This window comes from Cronobacter sp. 153480017-3, assembly GCF_053627815.1.
On sequence record NZ_JBSEYN010000013.1, the window covers coordinates 58,647 to 81,463 of the forward strand.

Genomic DNA, 22,817 nt, shown 5'->3' on the forward strand with positions numbered 1-22,817 from the left:
AGTGTGGCGCAGGCGGAAGTTTACAGTCAGGAAACGCTGGCTAAACAGGTTTTACAGGAAACCTTTGGCTATCAGCAGTTCCGTCCAGGCCAGGCCACCATTATCGACGCGGTGCTTGAAGGGCGCGACTGCCTGGTGGTGATGCCCACCGGCGGCGGCAAATCGCTGTGTTATCAAATCCCGGCGCTGGTGAAAACCGGCCTGACCATCGTGGTTTCTCCACTGATTTCTCTGATGAAAGACCAGGTCGATCAGCTTCTGGCGAACGGCGTGGCCGCGGCGTGCCTCAATTCGACGCAGAGCCGCGAGGAGCAGCAGGCGGTGATGGCGGGCTGTCGTACCGGCCAGGTGCGCCTGCTCTACATCGCGCCGGAAAGACTGATGATGGATAACTTCATCGACACGCTGGGCTACTGGGATCTGGCGATGGTGGCGGTGGATGAGGCGCACTGTATCTCCCAGTGGGGCCACGATTTCCGCCCGGAATACGCGGCGCTCGGCCAGCTGCGCGCGCGTTTCCCGGCGGTGCCGTTTATGGCGCTCACCGCCACGGCGGATGACACGACGCGGCGCGATATTGTTCGCCTGCTGGGCCTTGACGATCCGCTGATTGAAATCAGCAGTTTCGACCGCCCGAACATCCGCTACATGCTGATGGAGAAATTCAAACCGCTCGATCAGCTGATGCGCTATGTGCAGGAACAGCGCGGCAAATCCGGCATTATCTACTGCAACAGCCGCGCGAAAGTGGAAGACACCGCCGCGCGTCTGCAAAGCCGCGGTATCAGCGCCGCCGCCTATCACGCGGGCCTTGAGCATGAGGTGCGCGCGTCGGTGCAGGAGAAATTCCAGCGCGACGATTTACAGATTGTGGTGGCGACCGTGGCGTTCGGTATGGGCATCAACAAACCCAACGTGCGCTTTGTCGTGCACTTCGATATTCCCCGCAATATTGAATCCTACTATCAGGAGACGGGTCGCGCCGGGCGCGACGGCCTGCCTGCCGAGGCGATGCTGTTTTACGATCCGGCGGATATGGCGTGGCTGCGCCGCTGTCTGGAAGAAAAAGCGCCTGGCCCGCTGCAGGATATCGAGCGTCACAAGCTAAACGCGATGGGCGCGTTCGCCGAGGCGCAAACCTGCCGCCGTCTGGTGCTGCTGAACTATTTCGGCGAAGGGCGTCAGGCACCGTGCGGCAACTGCGATATCTGTCTCGATCCGCCGCGCCGCTACGATGGCCTGGTGGACGCGCAAAAAGCGCTGTCGGCTATCGCGCGCGTGGAGCAGCGCTTCGGGATGGGCTATGTGGTGGAAGTGCTGCGCGGCGCGAACAACCAGCGCATCCGCGAACTGGGCCACGACAAGCTCAAGGTGTACGGCATCGGGCGCGATCAGAGCCAGGAGCACTGGGTCAGCGTTATCCGCCAGCTTATTCATCTGGGCGTGGTGACGCAGAACATCGCGCAGCATTCGGCGTTGCAGCTGACCGAAGCGGCGCGCCCGTTCCTGCGTGGCGAAGCGCCGCTGATGCTGGCGGTGCCGCGCGTCGCGGCGCTCAAACCGCGCGTGGCGCAAAAATCGTACGGCGGCAATTATGACCGCAAGCTGTTTGCGAAACTGCGCAAACTGCGTAAGGCCATCGCCGACGAAGAAAACATTCCGCCGTATGTCGTCTTTAACGACGCGACGCTGATTGAAATGGCTGAGCAAATGCCGCTCAGCCCCGGCGAAATGCTTGGCATTAACGGCGTCGGCACCCGTAAACTGGAGCGCTTCGGCAGGCCGTTTATGACGCTCATCCGCCAGCACGTCGACGGCGACGACGAAGAGTAGTCAGCCCCGCCCAAACATGCCAGGATGAATGTTCTCTGATTCTGACCTGGCAAACCTCTATGTTAACGCTGTTTTTTACCGTCGCGATGGTACATCTGGTGGCGCTGGCAAGCCCCGGCCCCGACTTCTTTTTTGTCTCGCAAACCGCAGCCAGCCGCTCGCGCAAAGAGGCGCTGATGGGCGTGCTGGGCATTACCGCAGGCGTCATGGTGTGGTCCGGCGTAGCGCTGCTCGGCCTGCACCTGATCCTCGAAAAAATGGCCTGGCTGCATAACATCATTGTGGTGGGCGGCGGGCTTTATCTCTGCTGGATGGGTTATCAGATGCTGCGTGGCGCGCTGAAGAAAAGCGCGCCGACGGGCGAGACGCCGCAAGTTGAGCTGGCGGCGCGCGGGCGCAGTTTTCTGAAAGGAATGTTGACCAACCTGGCGAACCCGAAAGCGGTTATCTACTTCGGCAGCGTTTTTTCACTATTTGTCAGCGACAGCGTCGGCACCAGCGCGCGTTGGGGCATTTTCGTGCTGATAGCGCTGGAGACTTTCGCGTGGTTTGCGCTGGTGGCGAGCGTCTTCGCGCTGCCGAAAATGCGCCAGGGCTATCAGCGTCTGGCGAAGTGGATCGACGGCACCGCCGGCGCGCTGTTCACCGGCTTCGGCATTCATCTCATTATCTCTCGCTAATCAGGCGCGGCGCGCGGTGGCAAGCAGCGCGCCAATCAGCATAAACAGCGATCCAAAAAATTTATTCAGGGCCTTCATCTGATGCGGGCCTTTGATCCATCCGCGAATCCTTGTCGCAAGCGTCGCGTAACCAATCATCACGATAATATCCACCACGATAGTCGTTACCCCGAGCACCACATACTGCATCGCCTGCGGCTGGTGCGGCACGATAAACTGCGGAAAGAGCGCGGCGAGAAACACGATGCTTTTCGGGTTGGTCAGATTCACAAACACCGCGCGTTTAAACAGTCTGCTGCGCGGCTGGCTCTGCGCGAGCGCGTTGAGATCGATGGCGCCCGCCGCGCGCCACTGCTGAATGCCAAGCCAGATAAGATACGCGGCGCCCGCCCATTTCAGGATCTCAAAGGCCATCAGGGAGCGGGAGAAGAGCGCGCCTAAACCAATACCAACCAGCACGATATGCAGCGCAAGACCGGCCTGTAGCCCGGCGATAGACGCCGCTGCGCCGCGATAGCCGTGGCTGATGGCGGTGCTCATCGTGTTGATGGCGCCAGAACCCGGCGAGAGGCTGAGAATAAGGGTCGTCAGAAGGTAGGTACACCACCACTCGAAGGTCATGCGAAGCTCCCTGATTGCGCACTTTTATGCCACAATACGCTATTGTTGAGGTATGTGCTACGAATCACAAAAAAGCCCGGACAGGCGTGGATGCGGAGCAATAAGGACCATGACCAGACACAGGAACAGTTGGTTTTCACGGGAAGCCGGATTCGCGGCGTTCACCATGGGCGCGCTGACGGATTTCTGGCAACAGCGCGAAGAAGATGAGTTTTTGGGCGTCGATAATATTCCGGTGCGCTTTGTGCGTTTTCGTGCGGAAAACCACGATCGCGTTATCGTCGTCTGCCCCGGCCGTATCGAAACCTACGTTAAGTATGCGGAACTGGCATACGATCTGTTCCACTGCGGGTTTGATGTGCTGATTATCGACCACCGCGGGCAGGGGCGTTCCGGGCGGCTGCTGGAAGATACCCACCGCGGGCACGTGGTGAATTTCAGCGATTATGTCGATGATTTCGAACGTTTCTGGCAGCAGGAGGTGGCGACCGGCCCGTGGCGGAAACGCTATCTGCTGGCGCATTCGATGGGGGGCGCGATTGGCACGCTGTTTCTGCTGCGTAACCCAAAAGCATTTGATGCCGTGGCGCTCTGCGCGCCGATGTTCGGCATTATTATCCGCCTCCCGGACTGGATGCTGCGCTCGATCCTCGACTGGGCGGAAGAGTATCCGTCGCTGCGCGATGGTTACGCTATCGGCACCGGGCGCTGGCGACCGCTGCCCTTTAGTCTCAACATGCTGACGCACAGCCACGAGCGCTACCGGCGCAATTTGCGTTTTTACGCCGATGAACCGCAGCTGCGCGTCGGCGGGCCTACGTATCACTGGGTGCGGGAAGGCATCCAGGCAGGAGAACAGGTGCTGGCGGGGGCCACCGACAGCACCACGCCGCTATTGTTACTCCAGGCAGAGCTGGAACGTGTGGTGGATAACCGCTCGCACGACCGCTTCTGTGAACTTCGCGCCGCGGCGGGCCACCCGTGTTGGGGGGGTAAACCTTACGTCATCAAAGGTGCGTACCATGAGATCCTGTTTGAGCAGGACGCTATGCGCGCCGAAGCGCTGAATGCCATTGTCGATTTTTTCGACGAACATAACTGATTACTCGCGACCGGAGCGTTCGGTCGCTCCACCAGAGGTTTTTTTTATTATGTATCAGGTCGTTGCGTCTGATTTAGACGGCACACTCTTAGCCCCTGACCATGCACTGACGCCGTTTGCCAAACAAACGCTCAAATTACTGACTGCCCGCGGCGTGAACTTTGTGTTCGCCACTGGCCGCCACCATATCGATGTCGGCCAGATCCGCGACGGCCTGGAGATCAAGGCTTATATGATCACCTCCAACGGCGCGCGGGTGCACGACACCGACGGCAATCTGGTGTTTACCCATAACCTTGATACCGACATCGCCGCCGATCTGTTCGGCGTGGTGCGCGATAATCCCGATATCATCACTAACGTCTATCGCGACGACGAATGGTTTATGAGCCGCGAGCGCCCGGACGAGCTGAAATATTTTAAAGAAGCGGTTTTTAAATATTCGCTCTTTGAACCGGCGCTGCTGGAGCCGCAGGGCGTCAGTAAAGTCTTCTTCACCTGCGACGTTCACGAAAAGCTGCTGCCGCTGGAGCAGGCCATCAACGCCCGCTGGGGCGATCGCGTTAACGTGAGCTTTTCGACGCTCACCTGCCTTGAGGTCATGGCGGGCGGCGTCTCCAAAGGCCACGCGCTGGAGGCGGTTGCTAAAGCGATGGGCTTCGGGCTCGAGTCCTGCATCGCGTTTGGCGACGGGATGAACGACGCGGAGATGCTCTCCATGGCGGGCAAAGGCTGCATCATGGGCAACGCGCACCAGCGCCTGAAAGATCTGCTGCCGGAGCTCGAAGTCATCGGCACCAACGCTGAAGATGCCGTTCCACACTACCTGCGTAAACTGTTTCTGGATTAACCATCCGAGTGACAAGTGGTTTATCGATAACCACTTGTCAACCAAATAGTGCAACTTTTCGCCAGCGCCTTCGCTACAATGCCCGTCTTGTTTTCTGTTGAGATGATCATTGTGGCGTTACTCATCATCACCACTATCCTGTGGGCGTTCTCTTTTAGCCTGATTGGCGAATACCTGGCGGGCCATGTAGACAGCTACTTCTCAGTGTTGATGCGCGTCGGGCTGGCGGCGCTGGTTTTCCTGCCTTTCTTACGCGCGCGCGGGCAGAGCCTGAAGACGCTGGCGCTCTATATGGTGGTGGGCGCACTGCAGCTGGGCGTGACGTACCTGCTGAGTTTCCGGGCGTATCTCTACCTGACCGTCTCGGAGTTCCTGCTGTTTACGGTGCTTACGCCGCTCTATATCACGCTGATTTACGATCTGCTGAGCCGCCGTCGGCTGCGCTGGGGCTATGCATTAAGCGCCGGGCTTGCGGTCATCGGCGCGGCGATTATTCGCTATGACAAAGTGAGCGATCACTTCTGGACCGGGCTGCTGCTGGTACAGCTGGCGAATATCAGCTTCGCTATCGGTATGGTGGGCTATAAACGCCTGATGGAGACGCATCCGATGCCGCAGCACAGCGCGTTTTCGTGGTTCTATCTCGGCGCGTTCGTGGTGGCGGTAATCGCCTGGTTTGCGCTCGGCAACCCGCAGAAACTGCCGACCACCGGCCTGCAATGGGGCATTCTGGTGTGGCTTGGCGTGGTGGCCTCGGGGCTTGGCTACTTTATGTGGAACTATGGTGCCACGCAGGTGGACGCCGGTACGCTCGGCATCATGAATAACATGCATGTGCCCGCCGGGCTGCTGGTTAACCTCGCCATCTGGCAGCAGCAGCCCCACTGGCCGAGCTTTATCATTGGGGGAGCGGTGATAGTGGCTTCTCTGTGGGTCCACCGACGCTGGGTCGCGCCGCGCTCCGCACAAACGGAAGGGAATCACAGGCGTGCTGACGCGCCTGCTGAATAAACGCCTCCGTCACCGGCTGACGCTGCTCGCCATCGCGCACCGCAGCGTACAGCCGGCTCCATAATCCTTCGCCCAGCGCACGTGTGACCACCAGCCCCTGACGCTCGAAATTCTCCACCACCCAGTGCGGCAGCGCGGCGATGCCCATGCGCGCCGACACCATCTGGATAAGCAGCAGCGTATTATCCACGCTTTTCAGCGTCGGGCTGACGCCCGCCGGCTGTAAAAAGTGACGCCAGACATCGAGACGACTGCGCTGCACCGGGTAAATCAGCAAGGTTTCGCTGGCGAAATCCTCCGGCGTCACCTGCGTTTTGGTCGCCAGCGGATGATCGGGCGCCACCACCAGACGCACTTCAAAATCAAACATCGGCGAATAGTGCAGGCCGCTGCGTGGCAGAATGTCTGACGTCAGCACCAGATCGAGTTCGTCCTGCTGCAGCGCAGGCTGCGGATCAAACGTCACGCCCGATTTGAAATCCATCTCCACCTGCGGCCAGCGTTTACGAAACGCCTCCAGCGCCGGGGCCAGCCACTGAATACAGCTATGACACTCAATCGCGATGCGCAGGCGGGTCTGTTGCGGTTCATTGCACGCCTGCAATGCGCGGCTTATCTGCGGCAACACCTGGGCTGCCAGCTGCAACAGGATCTCGCCCTGCGGCGTGAAGCGCAGCGGCTGGCTCTTACGCACGAATAACCGGAAGCCGAGGCGCTGCTCCAGATCGCTGAACTGGTGTGAAAGCGCGGATTGGGTCTGATGCAGCGATGCCGCCGCCGCCGCCAGTGAGCCGCAATTACGCAGCGCCTGAAGCGTTCGCAGGTGTTTTATCTCGATCATGAATGTCCTTCACTTCAGCATGAATAATTTGCGCTTGAGGAATATACAGTAACTGCCAATTATGGATGTGTAAACATCTGGACGTCCAAATCCGACGTCTTTCGAATTTCTGGTGCGTTGGCTGCGCTGGCTCACCCCGGTCACTTACTTCAGTAAGCTCCCGGGGATTCGCCAGCTTGCCCCCTTCCCGAAATCCGAAATACATGCGGATTAATTAATCAGACGAACAGATTTATTTCCTGACACGGGATTCCTTTTTAAGAGAGGCAGAACATCATGACTATCCATAACCACACCCTCGGTTTTCCCCGCGTCGGCCTGCGTCGCGAGCTGAAAAAAGCGCAAGAGAGCTACTGGGCGGGCAAAAGCACCCGTGAAGAATTACTGGCGGTGGGCCGCGAGCTGCGCGCCCGTCACTGGGAACAACAAAAAGCGGCGGGCATCGATCTGCTGCCGGTCGGCGATTTCGCCTGGTACGATCATGTTCTGACCACCAGCCTGCTGCTCGGCAACGTCCCGGCGCGCCACCAGAATGTGGACGGCACGGTGGATATCGACACGCTGTTCCGCATCGGTCGTGGCCGCGCGCCGACCGGCGAACCTGCCGCCGCCGCTGAAATGACCAAATGGTTTAACACCAACTATCACTACATGGTGCCGGAATTCACCAAAGGCCAGCAGTTCAGCCTCACCTGGACGCAGCTGCTGGATGAAGTGGACGAAGCGCTGGCGCTTGGTCACCATGTTAAACCGGTACTGCTCGGGCCCGTCACTTACCTGTGGCTTGGCAAAGTGAAGGGCGAACAGTTCGATCGTCTTTCCCTGCTTAACGACATTCTGCCGGTCTACCAGCAGGTGATCGCGGAACTTGCGAAACGCGGCATTCAGTGGGTGCAAATCGATGAACCGGCGCTGGTGCTGGAGCTGCCGCAGGCGTGGCTGGACGCGTTTAAACCGGCCTACGAGGCGCTGAAAGGCCAGACCAAACTGCTGCTCACCACCTATTTTGAAGGCGTGACCGATAATCTCGATACCATCACCGCGCTGCCGGTGCAGGGGCTGCATGTCGATCTGGTTCACGGCCATGACGATGTCAACGAACTGCATCGCCGCCTGCCGCAGGAGTGGTTACTCTCCGCGGGCGTTATCAATGGCCGCAACGTCTGGCGCGCCGATCTCACCGAAAAATACGCCCAACTGAAAGCGATCGCAGGCCAGCGTGAGCTGTGGGTGGGCTCGTCCTGCTCGCTGCTGCACAGCCCTATCGACCTGAGCGTCGAAACGCGTCTGGATGCGGAAGTGAAAAGCTGGTTCGCCTTTGCGCTGCAAAAATGCGAAGAGCTGGCGCTGCTGCGCGATGCGCTGAACAGCGGCGACACAACAAAAATCGAGCAGTGGAGCGCGCCGATTCAGGCCCGTAAACACTCGGCCCGCGTACATAACCCGGCGGTGGAACAGCGCCTTAAGGCCATTACGCCGCAGGACAGCCAGCGCGCCCATGCGTATCCGGTACGCGCCGAAGCGCAGCGCGCCCGCTTTAACCTGCCGTCCTGGCCGACCACGACCATCGGCTCGTTCCCGCAGACGACCGAAATTCGCGGCCTGCGCCTGGATTTCAAAAAGGGCAATCTCGATGCGGCGAACTACCGCACCGGCATCGCCGAACATATTAAGCAGGTGATCGCCGAGCAGGAGCGTCTGGGTCTCGATGTGCTGGTACACGGCGAAGCCGAGCGTAACGACATGGTGGAGTATTTCGGCGAGCACCTTGATGGCTTTGTCTTCACCCAGAACGGTTGGGTGCAGAGCTACGGCTCCCGCTGCGTGAAGCCGCCGGTCGTTATCGGCGACATCAGCCGCCCGGCGCCGATCACCGTCGAGTGGGCGAAGTACGCGCAGTCGCTGACCGACAAACCGGTGAAAGGCATGCTGACCGGCCCGGTGACTATTCTCTGCTGGTCGTTCCCGCGTGAGGATGTCTCGCGCGAAACTATCGCCAAACAGATTGCGCTGGCGCTGCGTGACGAAGTGGCGGATCTCGAAGCCGCGGGCATCGGCATTATTCAGATTGACGAACCGGCGCTGCGTGAAGGGTTGCCGCTCAAGCGCAGCGACTGGGACGCGTATCTCGCCTGGGGCGTGGAGGCGTTCCGCCTGAACGCGGCGGTCGCGAAGGATGACACGCAGATCCACACTCATATGTGTTATTGCGAGTTCAACGACATCATGGATTCTATCGCCGCGCTGGATGCGGACGTGATCACCATCGAAACGTCACGTTCAGATATGGAGCTGCTGGAGTCGTTTGAGGAGTTTGAATACCCGAATGAAATCGGGCCGGGCGTATATGATATCCACTCGCCGAACGTGCCGGATGTGGCGTGGATTGAAGCGCTGCTGAAGAAAGCCGCGCAGCGCATTCCGCAGGAGCGTTTGTGGGTGAACCCGGATTGCGGCCTGAAAACCCGCGGTTGGCCGGAGACCCGCGCGGCGCTCGCCAATATGGTGAAAGCGGCGCAGAACCTGCGTCAGGCGTAACGGTTTTGTGATGGCGGGTGCGCGACGCTTACCCGCCCTACGATAAGGCCAGTTATGCGTTGCGTAGGGTGGGTCATACGTAGGATGGGTAAGCGCAGCGCACCCACCGCAGCCCGGAAAAAACGGTGTGGTGTGGTTTATGATTTTGTAGGGTGGGTAAGCCCTGCGCACCCACCGAAGCCCGCAGAAAACGGTGTGATGCGGTTTGTGACTTTGTAGGGTGGGTAAGCGCAGCGCACCCTCCGCAACCCGCAGAAAACGGTGTGATGCGGTTTGTGATTTTGTAGGGTGGGTAAGCGTAGCGCACCCACCGCAACCCGCAGAAAACGGTGTGATGCGGTTTGTGATTTTGTAGGGTGGGTAAGCGCAGCGCACCCACCGCGCCACCAAAAAACGCCCGGTTTCCCGGGCGCTTTTTTTATCCTTTCTTACTGCCGTAGGTTTTGAACCACTCCAGCATGCGCTCCCAGCCATCCTTCGCCGATGCCTCGTGATAACTCGGGCGATAATCGGCGTTAAACGCATGGCCCGCGTCCGGGTAAACAATAATTTCCGCTTTCGCGTTGGCGGCGCGCAGCGCCTGACGCATGGTCTCCACGCTCTCAAGCGAAATACCCGTATCCTGCGCGCCGTAAAGTCCCAACACTGGCGCGGTCAGATCGGTAGCGACATCCACCGGGTGCTTCGGTGAGTTTAACGTTTTGTCGCCCAGCAGCTTGCCATACCACGCCACGGCGGCTTTCAGTTGCGGATTATGCGCGGCGTACAGCCACGCGATACGCCCGCCCCAGCAAAAACCGGTCAGCATCAGACGATGCGCGTCGCCGCCGTTGCGTGACGCCCAGCTTGCCACATGATCCAGATCCGCCAGCACCTGTGCGTCCGGCACTTTCGACACCAGATTGCTCAACAGCGACGAAATATCGTCATACTCATTCGGATCGCCCTGACGGAAATAGAGTTCCGGCGCCACCGCCAGATACCCTTCCAGCGCCAGGCGACGGCATATATCGCGAATATGTTCATGTACGCCGAAAATCTCCTGTACCACAATCACTACCGGCAGCGGGCCATCAGCAGCGCGCGGGCGGGCGTGGTAAGCAGGCATATTTTCGCCCTGCGTGGGAATCGAGGTTTCGCCCGCGATAATGGCATCCTGCGGCGTATGCACTACCGTTGAAGCGACAGGTGAAACTGCAGCGGCAAAGCCCGCCGGATGGTCAGTGTTGTTGGTCATGGCATTCTCCGTACCCGTTATTGTTTTAGCGCATCCCTAACTATAGCCTGCGTGTGGCGGGAGTGGAGGTGGCAAAAGCAGGCATTCGGCGCGCGGGATTTCCATTCATGCGCTCTATATGTGACCATAATCACGAAATTATGGAAAATTAATGCAACTCCTTTCTTTTGAAGTGAATCCGGTCACGAAAAACGCCGGAAAGGTTCTGTAAAGTACCGTTTTGCTTCTCCTGACAAACCGACCCACAGAGGAGTCACCTATGTCTGATGTTTTTCACCTCGGCCTTAAAAAAAGCGATCTTCAGGGCGCAGAATTAGCGATTGTCCCGGGCGACCCGGAGCGAGTGGAAAAGATCGCCGCGCTGATGGATAAGCCGGTCAAACTGGCCTCCCACCGTGAATTCACCTCCTGGCGCGCTGAGCTTGATGGCAAAGCGGTCATCATCTGCTCCACCGGTATCGGCGGCCCGTCAACGTCTATTGCGGTAGAAGAGCTGGCGCAGCTTGGCATTCGTACTTTCCTGCGCGTGGGCACCACTGGCGCTATTCAGCCGCACATCAACGTCGGCGACGTGCTGGTAACGACCGCCTCCGTACGCCTTGATGGTGCCAGCCTGCACTTCGCGCCGATGGAATACCCGGCCGTTGCCGATTTCGCCTGTACTACCGCATTGGTGGAAGCGGCCAAAGCGGTCGGCGCGACTACGCATATCGGCGTGACCGCCTCTTCCGATACCTTCTATCCGGGCCAGGAGCGCTACGACACCTTCTCTGGCCGTGTAGTCAGCCGCTTTAACGGCTCCATGAAAGAGTGGCAGGCGATGGGCGTGATGAACTATGAAATGGAATCGGCCACGCTGCTGACCATGTGCTCAAGCCAGGGGCTGCGCGCGGGCATGGTGGCGGGCGTTATCGTCAACCGCACCCAGCAAGAGATCCCGAACGCGGAAACCATGAAACAAACCGAAAGCCACGCGGTGAAAATCGTGGTAGAGGCGGCGCGCCGCCTTCTCTGATAACTCCTTTCAGGCCGGCGCTCTGCCGGCCTTTTTGCGTAATGTCTCGCAGGATTGACGATCCTTACAGAAAAACGCTTTTCGTCTGGAATTATGTACAGCACAATCCCCTCTGGCGTGATGAGCAGTTCAGGCAGGAGGCGTGGTGGAAATCTCATATCTGGTGTTAGCCGTGGTTGCGCTGGCAGGCGTTGTGGTGGGCTGGCTGATGTCAGGGCTGCGAACCGCCCAGTACAAGGCGGATCTACTGGCGGAACAGCGCGATATTTACGGCGAACTCAGCGCGGCCCGCGAGGCGCTGGCGCATAACCAGCACTGGCGCGATGAGTGCGATCTGCTCAATAACGAACTGCGCAACCTGCGGGAGATCAACAGCTCGCTGGAGTCCGATCTGCGCGAAGTCACCACGCGGCTGGAGGCCACCCAGGTCCACGCCGAAGAAAAACTGCGCCAGATGATGAGCAGCGAACAGCGCCTGAGCGAACAGTTTGAAAACCTCGCTAACCGTATCTTTGAGCAGAGCCGTCGTCAGGTCGATGAGCAGAATCGCCAGAGTCTGAGCGGCCTGCTTTCCCCGCTGCGCGAGCAGCTCGACGGTTTTCGCCGACAGGTGCAGGAAAGCTTCGGCCAGGAGGCACGCGAGCGCCACACGCTGGCTCATGAAATCCGCAATCTCCAGCAACTGAATGCGCAAATGGCGCAGGAAGCTATCAACCTTACTCGTGCATTAAAAGGCGACAACAAAGCCCAGGGCAACTGGGGCGAAGTGGTGCTCGCGCGCGTGCTGGAAGCCTCGGGCCTGCGCGAAGGGCATGAGTATGAAACCCAGGTTAATATTCAGCTTGCCGACCGCAGCCGTATGCAGCCGGATGTCATCGTGCGTCTGCCGCAGGGCAAGGATGTGGTGATTGACGCCAAAATGACGCTGGTGGCCTATGAGCGTTACTTCAACGCCGAAGATGACTACAGCCGCGAGCTGGCGCTGAACGAACACATCGCTTCGCTTCGTAATCATATTCGCCTGCTGGGGCGCAAGGATTATCAGCAGTTGCCGGGGCTGCGCACGCTGGACTACGTGCTGATGTTTATCCCGGTCGAGCCCGCCTTTTTACTGGCTATCGACAAGCAGCCGGAGCTCATCACCGAGGCGTTAAAAAACAATATCATGCTGGTAAGCCCGACCACGCTGCTGGTGGCGCTGCGCACCATTTCCAACCTCTGGCGCTATGAGCATCAAAGCCGTAACGCCCAGCAGATAGCGGATCGCGCCAGCCGCCTGTATGACAAAATGCGGCTGTTCGTTGACGACATGAGCGCCATTGGCCAGAACCTCGACAAAGCCAGCGACAGCTATCGCCAGGCGATGAAAAAACTCGCCAGCGGGCGCGGCAACCTGCTTGCGCAGGCGGAGGCGTTTCGCGGTATGGGCGTTGAGGTAAAGCGCGAGATTAATCCGGATTTGGCCGAGCAGGCGGTGCAGGATGATGAAGCGTTTGCGCTCCCCGATGCCGAAGCGCTTGCCAGCGCCCCTGATGAAAACAGCCACTTAGCGGCGTTTCGCGTTGCGGGCGAGCGCTGAGCGGCGCGCTAATGCCGCCTTGAATCGTAGGGCAATTGCGGCCAATCTGTTACACTTCACAAACATTTCCTTGATAAGCAGGCACTGAGATGGTTGAAGATTCACAAGATACAACGCACTTTGGCTTCCAGACCGTAGCGAAAGAGCAAAAAGCGGATATGGTGGCGCAGGTCTTCCACTCCGTGGCGGCGAAATATGATGTCATGAACGATCTGATGTCGTTCGGCATTCATCGTCTGTGGAAGCGCTTCACTATCGATTGCAGTGGCGTGCGTCGCGGCCAGAAAGTCCTGGATCTCGCGGGCGGCACCGGCGATTTAACCGCTAAATTCTCCCGTCTGGTGGGTGAGAGCGGCAAAGTGGTGCTGGCGGATATCAACGATTCGATGCTGAAAATGGGGCGCGAGAAGCTGCGCAATATCGGCATCGTCGGCAACGTCGAGTATGTCCAGGCCAACGCGGAAGCGCTGCCGTTCCCGGATAACACCTTTGACTGCATCACGATTTCCTTCGGCCTGCGTAACGTCACCGATAAAGAAAAAGCGCTGCGTTCCATGTTTCGCGTGCTGAAGCCGGGTGGCCGTCTGCTGGTGCTGGAATTCTCCAAACCGGTGTTCGAGCCGCTGAACAAAGCCTACGACGCCTACTCTTTCCACATTCTGCCGCGCGTCGGCGAGCTGGTGGCGAAAGACGCTGGCAGCTACCGTTATCTCGCTGAATCCATCCGTATGCACCCGGATCAGGAAACCCTTAAAGCGATGATGAACGACGCGGGCTTCGAGAACGTCAACTACTACAACATGACCGGCGGGATCGTAGCGCTGCATCGCGGCTACAAATTCTGAGGAGGTGCCGGATGCCTTTCACACCGCTAATGATGGCTGGCATTGAAGGCGCGCTGAACACTTTCCTGTACCGCGAGAGCGCGCTGAAAGCGCCGCGCCAGCGTTTGCAGGGCAAAGTGTTGCGCATCACGCTTGAAGAGCTTTCCACGCCGCTGGTGCTGGTGTTCAGCGAGCAACAACTGGATGTGCTCAGTAAATGGGAAGGCGAGGCGGACTGTACCGTTATCACACGCCTTTCCGTTTTGCCGAAGCTCCAGGACCGCCAGCAGCTGACTGCGCTTATCCGCAGCGGCGAGCTGGAAGTGCAGGGCGATCTGCAGGTGGTGCAAAATTTTGTGGCGCTGATGGACATGGCCGAATTTGATCCCGCCGGGCTGCTGGCCCCGTGGGTTGGCGATATCGCCGCGGAAGGCATCGGGCGCGTTATGCGTCGCGGCGGGCAACTGCTGCAAAAAGGCTTTACGCGTAATCAGCGCTATCTGGCGGAAGCGATTACCGAAGAGTGGCGCGTCGCGCCGGGCGCGCTGGAAATCGCCTGGTTTGCCGAAGAGATTTCGGCCGTCGAGCGCCAACTGGAAGCGTTAACCAAACGGTTGGATAAACTGGAGGGCAAATGACGCCAGGTGAAATTCGGCGCCTTTATTTCATTATCAAAACGTTCCTGAGCTACGGCCTGGATGAGCTGATTCCGCGCATGCGTCTCACGCTGCCGCTGCGGATCTGGCGTCGCGGGCTGTTCTGGATGCCGAACCGGCACAAAGATCTTGAGCTTGGTACAAGACTTCGTCTGGCGTTACAGGAGCTAGGGCCGGTGTGGATTAAGTTCGGTCAGATGCTGTCGACGCGTCGCGATCTCTTTCCGCCGGTAATCGCCGATCAGCTGGCGCTGTTGCAGGATCGGGTCGCACCCTTTGACGGTAAGCTCGCTAAACAGCAGATCGAAAAAGCCATGGGCGATCGTCCCGTTGAGGAGTGGTTTGATGATTTCGATATCACGCCGCTTGCTTCTGCTTCAATCGCGCAGGTGCACACCGCCCGGCTGAAAGAGAACGGCAAAGAGGTGGTCATCAAGGTGATCCGCCCCGATATCCTGCCGGTCATCAAGGCGGATATGAAGCTTATCTACCGTCTCGCGCGCTGGGTGCCGCGCCTGCTGCCGGATGGTCGCCGCCTGCGCCCGATGGAAGTGGTGCGCGAGTATGAAAAAACGCTGCTGGATGAACTCGATCTTCTGCGCGAAGCGGCAAACGCCATTCAGCTGCGCCGTAATTTCGAAAACAGCCCCATGCTCTACGTGCCGGAAGTCTATTCGGACTACTGCAGCCCGACGATGATGGTCATGGAACGCATCTATGGCATCCCGGTCAATGACGTCGCGGCGCTGGAAGCCAACGGCACCGACATGAAACTGCTGGCTGAGCGCGGTGTTCAGGTGTTCTTCACCCAGGTTTTCCGCGATAGCTTTTTCCACGGTGATATGCATCCGGGGAATATTTTTGTCAGCCACGATCACCCGCACGATCCGCAATACATTGGCATCGACTGCGGCATCGTGGGCTCGCTCAATAAAGAAGATAAGCGCTATCTGGCGGAAAACTTTATCGCTTTCTTCAACCGCGACTATCGCCGCGTGGCGGAGCTGCATGTGGATTCGGGCTGGGTGCCGCCGGATACCAATGTAGAAGAGTTCGAATCCGCCATTCGTACCGTTTGCGAACCTATTTTTGAAAAGCCGCTTGCGGAAATCTCGTTTGGCCACGTGCTGCTGAATCTCTTTAACACCGCGCGCCGCTTTAATATGGAAGTGCAGCCGCAGCTGGTGCTGCTGCAAAAAACGCTGCTGTACATTGAGGGCGTAGGGCGTCAGCTCTATCCGCAGCTCGATTTGTGGAAAACGGCGAAACCTTTTCTGGAAACCTGGATCAAAGATCAGGTGGGCTTCCCGGCGCTGGTGCGCTCCTTTAAAGAGAAAGCGCCATTCTGGGCGGAAAAAATCCCGGAAATTCCTGAACTGGTCTACAACAGCCTGCGGCAAGGCAAACAACTGCAACAAAGTGTTGATAAGATTGCCCATGAGCTGCAGGAGCATCGTGTAAAGCAAGGGCAGTCGCGCTATCTGTTCGGCATTGGCGCCACGCTAATGCTGAGCAGCACGCTGCTCTTTATCAACCGTCCTGACTGGGGCATGTCGCCCGGATGGCTGATGGCAGGCGGTATTCTCGTCTGGCTTATCGGCTGGCGGCGTACCGACTAGCGCAGGCATTGTTATGAAACGGCCACAGGTATACTGTGGCCTGATGAATACCATTATCACTGGTAACTGAGGAAATGTATGGGTGGCATCAGTATCTGGCAGTTATTGATTATCGCGGTTCTGGTTGTTCTGCTTTTTGGCACCAAAAAGTTACGCTCGCTGGGCTCTGACCTTGGTGAATCCATCAAAGGCTTTAAAAAAGCGATGGGTGACGACGACAAACAAAAGCATCAACAGGATGCGGATTTCACCGCGCCTTCCGCGCAGGATAAACAAATCGGCGAAACCAAAAGCGACGTCACCGCTGACGACGCGAAAAAACGTGATAAAGAGCAGGTGTAATCCGTGTTTGATATTGGTTTTGGCGAACTGCTGCTGGTTTTTGTTATCGGGCTTATCGTGCTGGGGCCGCAGCGTTTGCCTGTGGCTGTCCGCACGGTTGCAGGCTGGGTTCGTGCGCTGCGATCGCTTGCAACCACCGTGCAGAATGAACTGACCCAGGAGCTTAAGCTTCAGGAGTTTCAGGAAAGCCTGAAGAAAGTGGAAAAAGCGAGCATCGATAACCTGACGCCAGAGCTGAAAGCGTCGATGGACGAACTGCGCGAAGCGGCGGAATCGATGAAGCGCTCTTACAGCGTTAACGATCCGGAAAAAGCGAGCGACGACGCCCACACCATTCATAATCCGCTGGTGAAAGGCAACGAAGCGCAGCATGAAGGCGTTACGCCAGCGAAAGCTGAGCATCAGGCGCAGTCACCTGCGCAGAAGCCTGTGACGGAGACGGCGCACACGGAAGAGACCGGGGCAGCGCCTGTCGAGCCTGAAAATGGCGTTGATACGTCGCCGGACGCGTCCGCCAGCACGCGTAAACCTGAAGCCGCATCCACCGTGAGTGATAAATCCTGACATGGCTGTTGAAGATACCCAACCCCTAATCAGTCATCTGATTGAACTGCGTAAGCGACTGCTGAACTGCATTGTCGCGGTGCTGGTGATTTTTCTGGCGCTGGTTTACTTCGCCAACGATATCTATCAGCTGGTCGCTGCCCCGCTGATAAGCCAGATGCCGCACGGTGCCAGCATGATTGCCACCGACGTGGCGTCGCCGTTTTTCACGCCTATCAAGCTGACCATGATGGTGTCGGTGATCCTCTCCGCACCGGTGATTTTGTATCAGGTCTGGGCGTTTGTCGCCCCGGCGCTGTACACGCATGAGCGACGCCTGATTATCCCGCTGCTGGTTTCCAGTACGCTGCTGTTTTATATCGGTATGGCCTTCGCCTATTTCGTGGTGTTCCCGCTGGCGTTCGGCTTCTTAACGAAAACCGCGCCTGTCGGCGTTGTGGTGTCGACCGATATCACCAGCTATCTCGATTTCGTCATGGCGCTGTTTATGGCCTTCGGCGTGTCGTTTGAAGTGCCGGTCGCCATCGTCTTGCTGTGCTGGATGGGCGTGACCACGCCGCAGGACTTGCGTGCCAAACGCCCGTATGTGCTGGTCGGCGCGTTCGTCGTCGGCATGCTGCTCACGCCGCCGGATGTGTTCTCGCAAACGCTGCTGGCGATACCGATGTACTGCCTGTTTGAAGTCGGGATTTTCTTCTCGCGCTTTTACGTCGGTAAACGGCGTCCGCGAGAGCAGGATGCCGAAGAAGAAGCAGAAGAATAACGTAACCGCCCGTCAGGGCGGTTTTCATATGGAAAGCGCAATGTTTGATATTGGCCTGAATATAACCAGCTCTCAGTTTGACCATGACAGGGATGAGATGATCGCCCGCGCCCGTGCGGCAGGCGTCAGCAATATGCTCTTTACCGGCACGTCGCTTGAAGAAAGCGAAAAGGCTTGCGCATTCGCCAGGCGTTACGAGGGCTGCTGGTCGACCGCGGGCGTTCACCCGCACGACGCCAGTACCTGGAATGATGAAAGCGCGGCGCGGCTGCGTGCGCTCGCAGGGGAGGCGCAGGTCGTGGCGATTGGCGAATGCGGGCTCGATTTCAACCGGAATTTTTCAACGCCTGCCGAACAGGAGCATGCCTTTACAGAACAGTTGCGGCTGGCGGCAGAGCTGGCGCTGCCGGTGTTTTTGCACTGTCGCGATGCCCATGCGCGCTTTCTTGCGCTGCTCGATCCTTGGCTCGATAAACTGCCGGGCGCGGTACTGCACTGCTTTACCGGCACGGAACAAGAGGCGCGGGAGACAATGGCACGCGGGCTTTACCTCGGTATTACCGGCTGGGTTTGCGACGAGCGTCGCGGGCTTGAACTACGCGCCCTGCTGCCGGTTATTCCCGCCGATCGCCTGCTGCTGGAAACAGACGCGCCTTATCTGCTGCCTCGGGATCTCGCCCCCAGGCCAAAATCGCGTCGCAACGAGCCATGCTGGCTGCCGCATATTCTTAAGCAAGTCGCGCAGTGGCGCGGTGAAGATCCCGCCTGGCTTGAGGCCACGACGGATGCCAATGCCGCCCGTCTGTTTCTGAAAAACGCGTCGCCTGCGTAACGCTGCCTGCTGAAACCGGCAGAGTGTGGATTTTTGCACGCTGCTGGTGCCTTTCCCTCTCAAAGCCCGGTGATATGCTTCCCGCCGGGGATTTCCCCTGTATTACACAGCTGAGGGACAATAATGAAAAAGACAATTACGGGCATTGTGACACTGATGCTGCTCACCAGCGCGCCGGTGATGGCGATGGATAAAACGGCGACCGGCGCGGTGCTTGGCGCGACAGCGGGTGCCATTGCAGGCAAAGATGTCAAAAGCGCCGTAGGCGGCGCGGTCATTGGCGCAGGCACCAGCGCGATGCTGAAAAAGGGCGATAAAGGCAAAGCGGCGCGTAAAGGTGGCGTTGCGGGTGCGGTCGTGGGCGCGGGCGTTGCCGCGGCAACCGGGAAAAGCGTGCTGAAAGGCGCAGCGGTTGGCGCAGGCGCGGGCGGCGTTATTGGCGAAGCGACGCACTAATGACAAACGGCGGCACTGAGCCGCCGTTTTGCTGTCTGCGTTGCGCGTCAGACCTTACGGAATTCGGTGTTCTTCACGCTTTGCAGCACCTGCTTGTTCAGCAAATTCAGCAGCAACATAGAACGGGCTTCGCCATCGGGCTCGGTAAAAATTGCCTGCAACCCTTCAAACGCGCCTTCGGTAATCACCACCATATCGCCGGTATGCGGCGTATCCGGATCAGTCACGTTTTCCGGGTGCCAGTCGAGCAACTGCTCGATGACCGTCTGCGGCACCACGGCCGGGTGCGAACCAAAACGAACGAAATGGCTGACGCCGCGGGTGGAGCTTATCGTCGTGGTATGAATATCTTCCGGGTCAAAGCGAACGAAAAGGTAGTTCGGAAACAGCGGCTCGCTGACGGAGGTGCGTCTGCCTCGTACCATTTTTTCAAGCGTAATCATTGGCGTAAGGCAGTTCACCGACTGTCGTTCAAGGTGCTCTTTAGCGCGCTGAAGCTGCCCGCGTTTACAGTACAGTAAATACCAGGATTGCATAATGACTCTTCTTACATGGCCGGACGCGCCAGCATAACAAAACCACCTCAGGATCGCTAAGGGCATTATACCGCGCAGTGCTATAGCCTGTGGTGATGATTCACGTTAATTTAACAAAATTACGGCATGCCTGCGGCGAACACCGTATAATAAAAAGCTTATTTTAAAGCCACGAATAACTGCATGAAATACCACGACCTACGCGATTTTCTGGCGCTGCTGGAGCAGCAAGGCGAACTCAAGCGCATTACATTGCCTGTCGATCCTTACCTGGAGATGACGGAAATTGCCGACCGCACATTGCGCGCGGGTGGCCCGGCGCTGCTGTTTGAGAACCCGAAAGGCCATACCATGCCGGTGCTCTGCAATCTGTTTGGCACGCCGAAACGCGTGGCGATGGGCATGGGGCAGGAGGATATCTCCGCGCTGCGTGAAGTCGGCAAGTTGCTGGCGTTTCTGAAAGAGCCGGAGCCGCCGCGCGGATTCCGCGATCTTTTCGACAAGCTGCCGCAGTTTAAGCAAGTGCTGAACATGCCGACGAAGCGCCTGCGTAACGCGCCTTGTCAGGAGAAAGTGTGGCAGGGCGATGAAGTCGACCTGAACCGCATTCCCATCATGCAGTGCTGGCCGGATGACGCCGCGCCGCTTATTACGTGGGGCCTGACGGTCACTCGCGGCCCGCATAAAGAGCGCCAGAATCTGGGCATCTATCGCCAGCAGCTCATCGGTAAAAACAAACTCATTATGCGCTGGCTGTCGCATCGCGGCGGCGCGCTTGATTTCCAGGAGTGGTGCCAGGCGCATCCGGGCGAACGCTTCCCGGTCGCTGTTGCGCTGGGCGCTGACCCGGCGACGATTCTTGGCGCGGTCACGCCGGTGCCGGATACGCTCTCCGAATACGCGTTTGCGGGCCTGCTGCGCGGCACCAAAACCGAAGTGGTGAAGTGTCTTTCTAACGACCTTGAGATCCCGGCCAGCGCCGAAATCGTGCTGGAAGGCTATATTGAACCCGGCGAAATGGCACCGGAAGGCCCATATGGCGATCACACCGGTTACTATAATGAGATAGATAACTTCCCGGTCTTTACCGTGACGCATGTGACGCAGCGTGAAAACGCGATTTATCACTCGACCTATACGGGCCGCCCGCCAGATGAACCTGCGGTGCTGGGCGTGGCGCTCAATGAAGTGCTGGTGCCTATCCTGCAAAAACAGTTCCCGGAAATCGTGGATTTTTATCTTCCGCCGGAAGGGTGCTCGTACCGGCTTGCCGTCGTGACCATGCGTAAGCAGTACGCGGGCCACGCGAAGCGCGTGATGATGGGCGTCTGGTCATTCCTGCGCCAGTTCATGTATACCAAGTTCGTGATCGTTTGTGATGATGACATTAACGCGCGCGACTGGAACGATGTGATCTGGGCGATCACCACGCGCATGGACCCGGCGCGCGACACGATGATGGTGGAGAACACGCCGATCGATTATCTGGATTTCGCCTCGCCGGTATCGGGACTTGGCTCCAAAATGGGCCTCGACGCGACCAACAAATGGCCGGGCGAAACGCAGCGCGAGTGGGGAACCCCCATCAAGAAAGATCCCAGCGTGACGGCGCGTATCGACGCTATCTGGGATGAGCTCGCGATTTTTCATGACGGAAAAGGCGCCTGACGCGCCGCCGTTGCAGTTGCATTATTGACCCGACAGAGGGAACGCATGACAACCTTAAGCTGTAAAGTGACCTCGGTAGAAGCCATCACGGATACCGTTTATCGCGTTCGTTTAGTGCCGGAAGCGGCCTTTTCGTTTCGCGCAGGTCAGTACCTGATGGTGGTAATGGATGAGCGGGACAAGCGCCCTTTTTCTATGGCCTCCACGCCGGATGAGCAGGGCTTTATCGAACTGCATATCGGCGCGTCGGAACTTAACCTCTACGCGATGGCGGTGATGGATCGCATTCTCAAAGAGCGTGAAATCGTGGTCGATATTCCGCATGGTGACGCCTGGCTGCGCGACGACGAAGAGCGTCCGCTGATCCTGATTGCCGGCGGTACGGGGTTCTCCTACGCGCGTTCGATTCTGCTGACGGCGCTGGCGCGCAACCCGAATCGCGATATCACGATTTACTGGGGCGGCCGCGAAGAGAAACACCTTTACGATCTGTCAGAGCTGGAAGCGCTGTCGGTTGATCACCCGAACCTGAAGATTGTGCCGGTGGTCGAGCAGCCGGATGAGACGTGGCGCGGTCGTAGCGGCACGGTACTGACGGCAGTGATGCAGGATTTCGGTACGCTTGCCGGACACGATATCTACATCGCCGGACGTTTCGAGATGGCGAAGATCGCCCGCGACCTCTTCTGCAACGAGCGCGCCGCGCGCGAAGACCGCCTGTTCGGCGACGCTTTCGCGTTTATCTGAGTCGTGCCCGCATAACGCCAGCCCTGTTTACGGGCTGGCGGCAATCTCCTTTCCTGACCAGACATATAACGGTTTATCGTTTTCCAGCAGGCAAAGCAGCGTAATGTTTTTGCGCACTGGATGATCGAGCTTCGCGGTGAGCTGGGTCGCGATATGCTGTTGGCCAACGTTTTCGTCATACCGTTCCACCACCACGCTTTCCGGTACAACGCGCGATTCAGTCAGGACTTTTTGCATATACGCGTGATCCTGCCATGTGTTGATAAGCGAGGTCAGGCAACGCTGCGCCAGCGTCTCCTCCGACAGCTCTGCCCGTGCAGAAGTGGTGCAAAAAAGCGCAGCGGCAAGCGGCGCGAAGATAAAGCATCCCTTCATAGTTTTCCCTGAAGTGTAGAGTCGTTAAAAAAGCCTGGCACAAATGTGGAAAATAAAAAACCCGCCCCTGACAGGCGGGAAGAACGGCAACTAAACTTTTCACCAATGCGCCTGATACCAGGCGCGTT

23 protein-coding genes are annotated in these 22,817 nt (G+C 58.2%); 18 read left to right on the forward strand and 5 right to left on the reverse strand.

Translation table 11 applies throughout. The features are described from left to right. Positions 1-3 precede the first annotated feature (3 nt). Positions 4-1,833: an ATP-dependent DNA helicase RecQ gene (recQ, locus tag ACUW6V_RS19875; protein WP_097650138.1), complete on the forward strand. Its 1,830-nt coding sequence runs from the start codon at positions 4-6 to the stop codon at positions 1,831-1,833. 59 nt (positions 1,834-1,892) lie between these two features. Then, positions 1,893-2,513, forward strand: coding sequence for a threonine export protein RhtC (gene rhtC / locus ACUW6V_RS19880; RefSeq protein ID WP_012126036.1), 621 nt, complete (start codon positions 1,893-1,895; stop codon positions 2,511-2,513). On the opposite strand, the gene rhtB is transcribed toward rhtC, so the two are convergent. Then, positions 2,514-3,134, reverse strand: coding sequence for a homoserine/homoserine lactone efflux protein (gene rhtB, locus ACUW6V_RS19885; protein ID WP_014729807.1), 621 nt, complete (start codon positions 3,132-3,134; stop codon positions 2,514-2,516). It lies immediately after the preceding gene. Between the two features lie 109 nt (positions 3,135-3,243). On the opposite strand from rhtB, the gene pldB reads away from it, so the two are divergent. From pldB to ACUW6V_RS19900, 3 genes are all read left to right on the forward strand, one after another. Further along, positions 3,244-4,236 carry a lysophospholipase L2 gene (gene pldB, locus ACUW6V_RS19890; protein ID WP_032968542.1) on the forward strand — a complete coding sequence of 331 codons (993 nt, stop codon included), beginning with the start codon at positions 3,244-3,246 and terminating at the stop codon, positions 4,234-4,236. 49 nt (positions 4,237-4,285) lie between these two features. Continuing rightward, a complete protein-coding gene (yigL, locus tag ACUW6V_RS19895) occupies positions 4,286-5,086 on the forward strand; it encodes a sugar/pyridoxal phosphate phosphatase YigL (protein WP_004388405.1) in 801 nt (266 codons plus the stop codon). A 111-nt stretch (positions 5,087-5,197) separates the two neighbouring features. Then, positions 5,198-6,097: a carboxylate/amino acid/amine transporter gene (locus tag ACUW6V_RS19900; protein WP_088278170.1), complete on the forward strand. Its 900-nt coding sequence runs from the start codon at positions 5,198-5,200 to the stop codon at positions 6,095-6,097. Here ACUW6V_RS19900 and metR read toward each other — a convergent pair. Continuing rightward, positions 5,985-6,938: an HTH-type transcriptional regulator MetR gene (gene metR, locus ACUW6V_RS19905; protein ID WP_012126034.1), complete on the reverse strand. Its 954-nt coding sequence runs from the start codon at positions 6,936-6,938 to the stop codon at positions 5,985-5,987. The genes ACUW6V_RS19900 and metR overlap by 113 nt on opposite strands. 276 nt (positions 6,939-7,214) lie before the next feature. Here metR and metE point away from each other — a divergent pair, with 276 nt between their 5' ends. After that, the gene (gene metE, locus ACUW6V_RS19910) at positions 7,215-9,476 is read left to right on the forward strand and encodes a 5-methyltetrahydropteroyltriglutamate--homocysteine S-methyltransferase (RefSeq protein WP_454038809.1); all 2,262 of its coding nucleotides are present in this window, start codon (positions 7,215-7,217) and stop codon (positions 9,474-9,476) included. A gap of 418 nt (positions 9,477-9,894) precedes the next feature. Here metE and ACUW6V_RS19915 read toward each other — a convergent pair whose 3' ends face one another. Then, a complete protein-coding gene (locus tag ACUW6V_RS19915; protein WP_012126032.1) occupies positions 9,895-10,713 on the reverse strand; it encodes a dienelactone hydrolase family protein in 819 nt (272 codons plus the stop codon). A gap of 259 nt (positions 10,714-10,972) precedes the next feature. Here ACUW6V_RS19915 and udp point away from each other — a divergent pair, with 259 nt between their 5' ends. The 10 genes from udp (at position 10,973) to ACUW6V_RS19965 (ending at position 19,363) form a co-directional block, all read left to right on the forward strand. Further along, complete coding sequence (udp, locus tag ACUW6V_RS19920; protein WP_004385520.1) at positions 10,973-11,728, forward strand: uridine phosphorylase; 756 nt, start codon at positions 10,973-10,975, stop codon at positions 11,726-11,728. A gap of 145 nt (positions 11,729-11,873) precedes the next feature. Further along, positions 11,874-13,307 (forward strand): DNA recombination protein RmuC, encoded by a 1,434-nt coding sequence (gene rmuC / locus ACUW6V_RS19925; RefSeq protein ID WP_041460625.1) that lies wholly within the window; start codon positions 11,874-11,876, stop codon positions 13,305-13,307. An 89-nt stretch (positions 13,308-13,396) separates the two neighbouring features. Further along, positions 13,397-14,152 (forward strand): bifunctional demethylmenaquinone methyltransferase/2-methoxy-6-polyprenyl-1,4-benzoquinol methylase UbiE, encoded by a 756-nt coding sequence (gene ubiE / locus ACUW6V_RS19930; RefSeq protein ID WP_004385518.1) that lies wholly within the window; start codon positions 13,397-13,399, stop codon positions 14,150-14,152. A gap of 11 nt (positions 14,153-14,163) precedes the next feature. Next, positions 14,164-14,769 carry a ubiquinone biosynthesis protein UbiJ gene (gene ubiJ / locus ACUW6V_RS19935; protein WP_004385517.1) on the forward strand — a complete coding sequence of 202 codons (606 nt, stop codon included), beginning with the start codon at positions 14,164-14,166 and terminating at the stop codon, positions 14,767-14,769. Further along, entirely contained in the window at positions 14,766-16,406 is a 1,641-nt protein-coding gene (gene ubiB / locus ACUW6V_RS19940) for a ubiquinone biosynthesis regulatory protein kinase UbiB (protein ID WP_087600384.1), read from the forward strand. Before ubiJ ends, ubiB begins: the two co-directional genes overlap by 4 nt. A 78-nt stretch (positions 16,407-16,484) precedes the next feature. Continuing rightward, positions 16,485-16,748 (forward strand): Sec-independent protein translocase subunit TatA, encoded by a 264-nt coding sequence (gene tatA, locus ACUW6V_RS19945; RefSeq protein WP_007704573.1) that lies wholly within the window; start codon positions 16,485-16,487, stop codon positions 16,746-16,748. Positions 16,749-16,751: 3 nt separating this feature from the next. Beyond that, a complete protein-coding gene (gene tatB / locus ACUW6V_RS19950) occupies positions 16,752-17,312 on the forward strand; it encodes a Sec-independent protein translocase protein TatB (RefSeq protein WP_097569816.1) in 561 nt (186 codons plus the stop codon). A 1-nt stretch (position 17,313) separates the two neighbouring features. Next, complete coding sequence (tatC, locus tag ACUW6V_RS19955) at positions 17,314-18,075, forward strand: Sec-independent protein translocase subunit TatC (RefSeq protein ID WP_012126027.1); 762 nt, start codon at positions 17,314-17,316, stop codon at positions 18,073-18,075. A 28-nt stretch (positions 18,076-18,103) separates the two neighbouring features. Continuing rightward, complete coding sequence (tatD, locus tag ACUW6V_RS19960; protein WP_171966536.1) at positions 18,104-18,907, forward strand: 3'-5' ssDNA/RNA exonuclease TatD; 804 nt, start codon at positions 18,104-18,106, stop codon at positions 18,905-18,907. A 123-nt stretch (positions 18,908-19,030) separates the two neighbouring features. Beyond that, a complete protein-coding gene (locus ACUW6V_RS19965; protein WP_454038810.1) occupies positions 19,031-19,363 on the forward strand; it encodes a glycine zipper family protein in 333 nt (110 codons plus the stop codon). A gap of 47 nt (positions 19,364-19,410) precedes the next feature. Here the strand turns inward: ACUW6V_RS19965 and rfaH are convergent, their stop codons facing one another. Continuing rightward, on the reverse strand, positions 19,411-19,899 hold the full coding sequence (rfaH, locus tag ACUW6V_RS19970; RefSeq protein WP_007766492.1) for a transcription/translation regulatory transformer protein RfaH: 489 nt from the start codon (positions 19,897-19,899) through the stop codon (positions 19,411-19,413). 183 nt (positions 19,900-20,082) lie between these two features. Between rfaH and ubiD the strand changes: the two genes are divergently transcribed. After that, the gene (ubiD, locus tag ACUW6V_RS19975) at positions 20,083-21,567 is read left to right on the forward strand and encodes a 4-hydroxy-3-polyprenylbenzoate decarboxylase (protein ID WP_142970160.1); all 1,485 of its coding nucleotides are present in this window, start codon (positions 20,083-20,085) and stop codon (positions 21,565-21,567) included. 45 nt (positions 21,568-21,612) lie between these two features. Next, entirely contained in the window at positions 21,613-22,314 is a 702-nt protein-coding gene (fre, locus tag ACUW6V_RS19980; RefSeq protein ID WP_007891415.1) for an NAD(P)H-flavin reductase, read from the forward strand. Between the two features lie 27 nt (positions 22,315-22,341). Here the strand turns inward: fre and ACUW6V_RS19985 are convergent, their stop codons facing one another. Next, entirely contained in the window at positions 22,342-22,689 is a 348-nt protein-coding gene (locus ACUW6V_RS19985) for a hypothetical protein (protein WP_004385506.1), read from the reverse strand. Between the last annotated feature and the right edge of the window lie 128 nt (positions 22,690-22,817).

Coding starts and splice junctions, on each gene's coding strand:
- metR (WP_012126034.1), bottom strand. CDS start 6,938: ATGATCGAGATAAAACACCTGCGAACGCTTCAGGCGCTGCGTAATTGC.
- ubiJ (WP_004385517.1), top strand. CDS start 14,164: ATGCCTTTCACACCGCTAATGATGGCTGGCATTGAAGGCGCGCTGAAC.
- rhtC (WP_012126036.1), top strand. CDS start 1,893: ATGTTAACGCTGTTTTTTACCGTCGCGATGGTACATCTGGTGGCGCTG.
- ACUW6V_RS19965 (WP_454038810.1), top strand. CDS start 19,031: ATGAAAAAGACAATTACGGGCATTGTGACACTGATGCTGCTCACCAGC.
- ubiD (WP_142970160.1), top strand. CDS start 20,083: ATGAAATACCACGACCTACGCGATTTTCTGGCGCTGCTGGAGCAGCAA.
- yigL (WP_004388405.1), top strand. CDS start 4,286: ATGTATCAGGTCGTTGCGTCTGATTTAGACGGCACACTCTTAGCCCCT.
- ACUW6V_RS19985 (WP_004385506.1), bottom strand. CDS start 22,689: ATGAAGGGATGCTTTATCTTCGCGCCGCTTGCCGCTGCGCTTTTTTGC.
- tatD (WP_171966536.1), top strand. CDS start 18,104: ATGGAAAGCGCAATGTTTGATATTGGCCTGAATATAACCAGCTCTCAG.
- pldB (WP_032968542.1), top strand. CDS start 3,244: ATGACCAGACACAGGAACAGTTGGTTTTCACGGGAAGCCGGATTCGCG.
- fre (WP_007891415.1), top strand. CDS start 21,613: ATGACAACCTTAAGCTGTAAAGTGACCTCGGTAGAAGCCATCACGGAT.
- tatA (WP_007704573.1), top strand. CDS start 16,485: ATGGGTGGCATCAGTATCTGGCAGTTATTGATTATCGCGGTTCTGGTT.
- ubiE (WP_004385518.1), top strand. CDS start 13,397: ATGGTTGAAGATTCACAAGATACAACGCACTTTGGCTTCCAGACCGTA.
- rfaH (WP_007766492.1), bottom strand. CDS start 19,899: ATGCAATCCTGGTATTTACTGTACTGTAAACGCGGGCAGCTTCAGCGC.
- ACUW6V_RS19915 (WP_012126032.1), bottom strand. CDS start 10,713: ATGACCAACAACACTGACCATCCGGCGGGCTTTGCCGCTGCAGTTTCA.
- rhtB (WP_014729807.1), bottom strand. CDS start 3,134: ATGACCTTCGAGTGGTGGTGTACCTACCTTCTGACGACCCTTATTCTC.
- ubiB (WP_087600384.1), top strand. CDS start 14,766: ATGACGCCAGGTGAAATTCGGCGCCTTTATTTCATTATCAAAACGTTC.
- udp (WP_004385520.1), top strand. CDS start 10,973: ATGTCTGATGTTTTTCACCTCGGCCTTAAAAAAAGCGATCTTCAGGGC.
- tatC (WP_012126027.1), top strand. CDS start 17,314: ATGGCTGTTGAAGATACCCAACCCCTAATCAGTCATCTGATTGAACTG.
- metE (WP_454038809.1), top strand. CDS start 7,215: ATGACTATCCATAACCACACCCTCGGTTTTCCCCGCGTCGGCCTGCGT.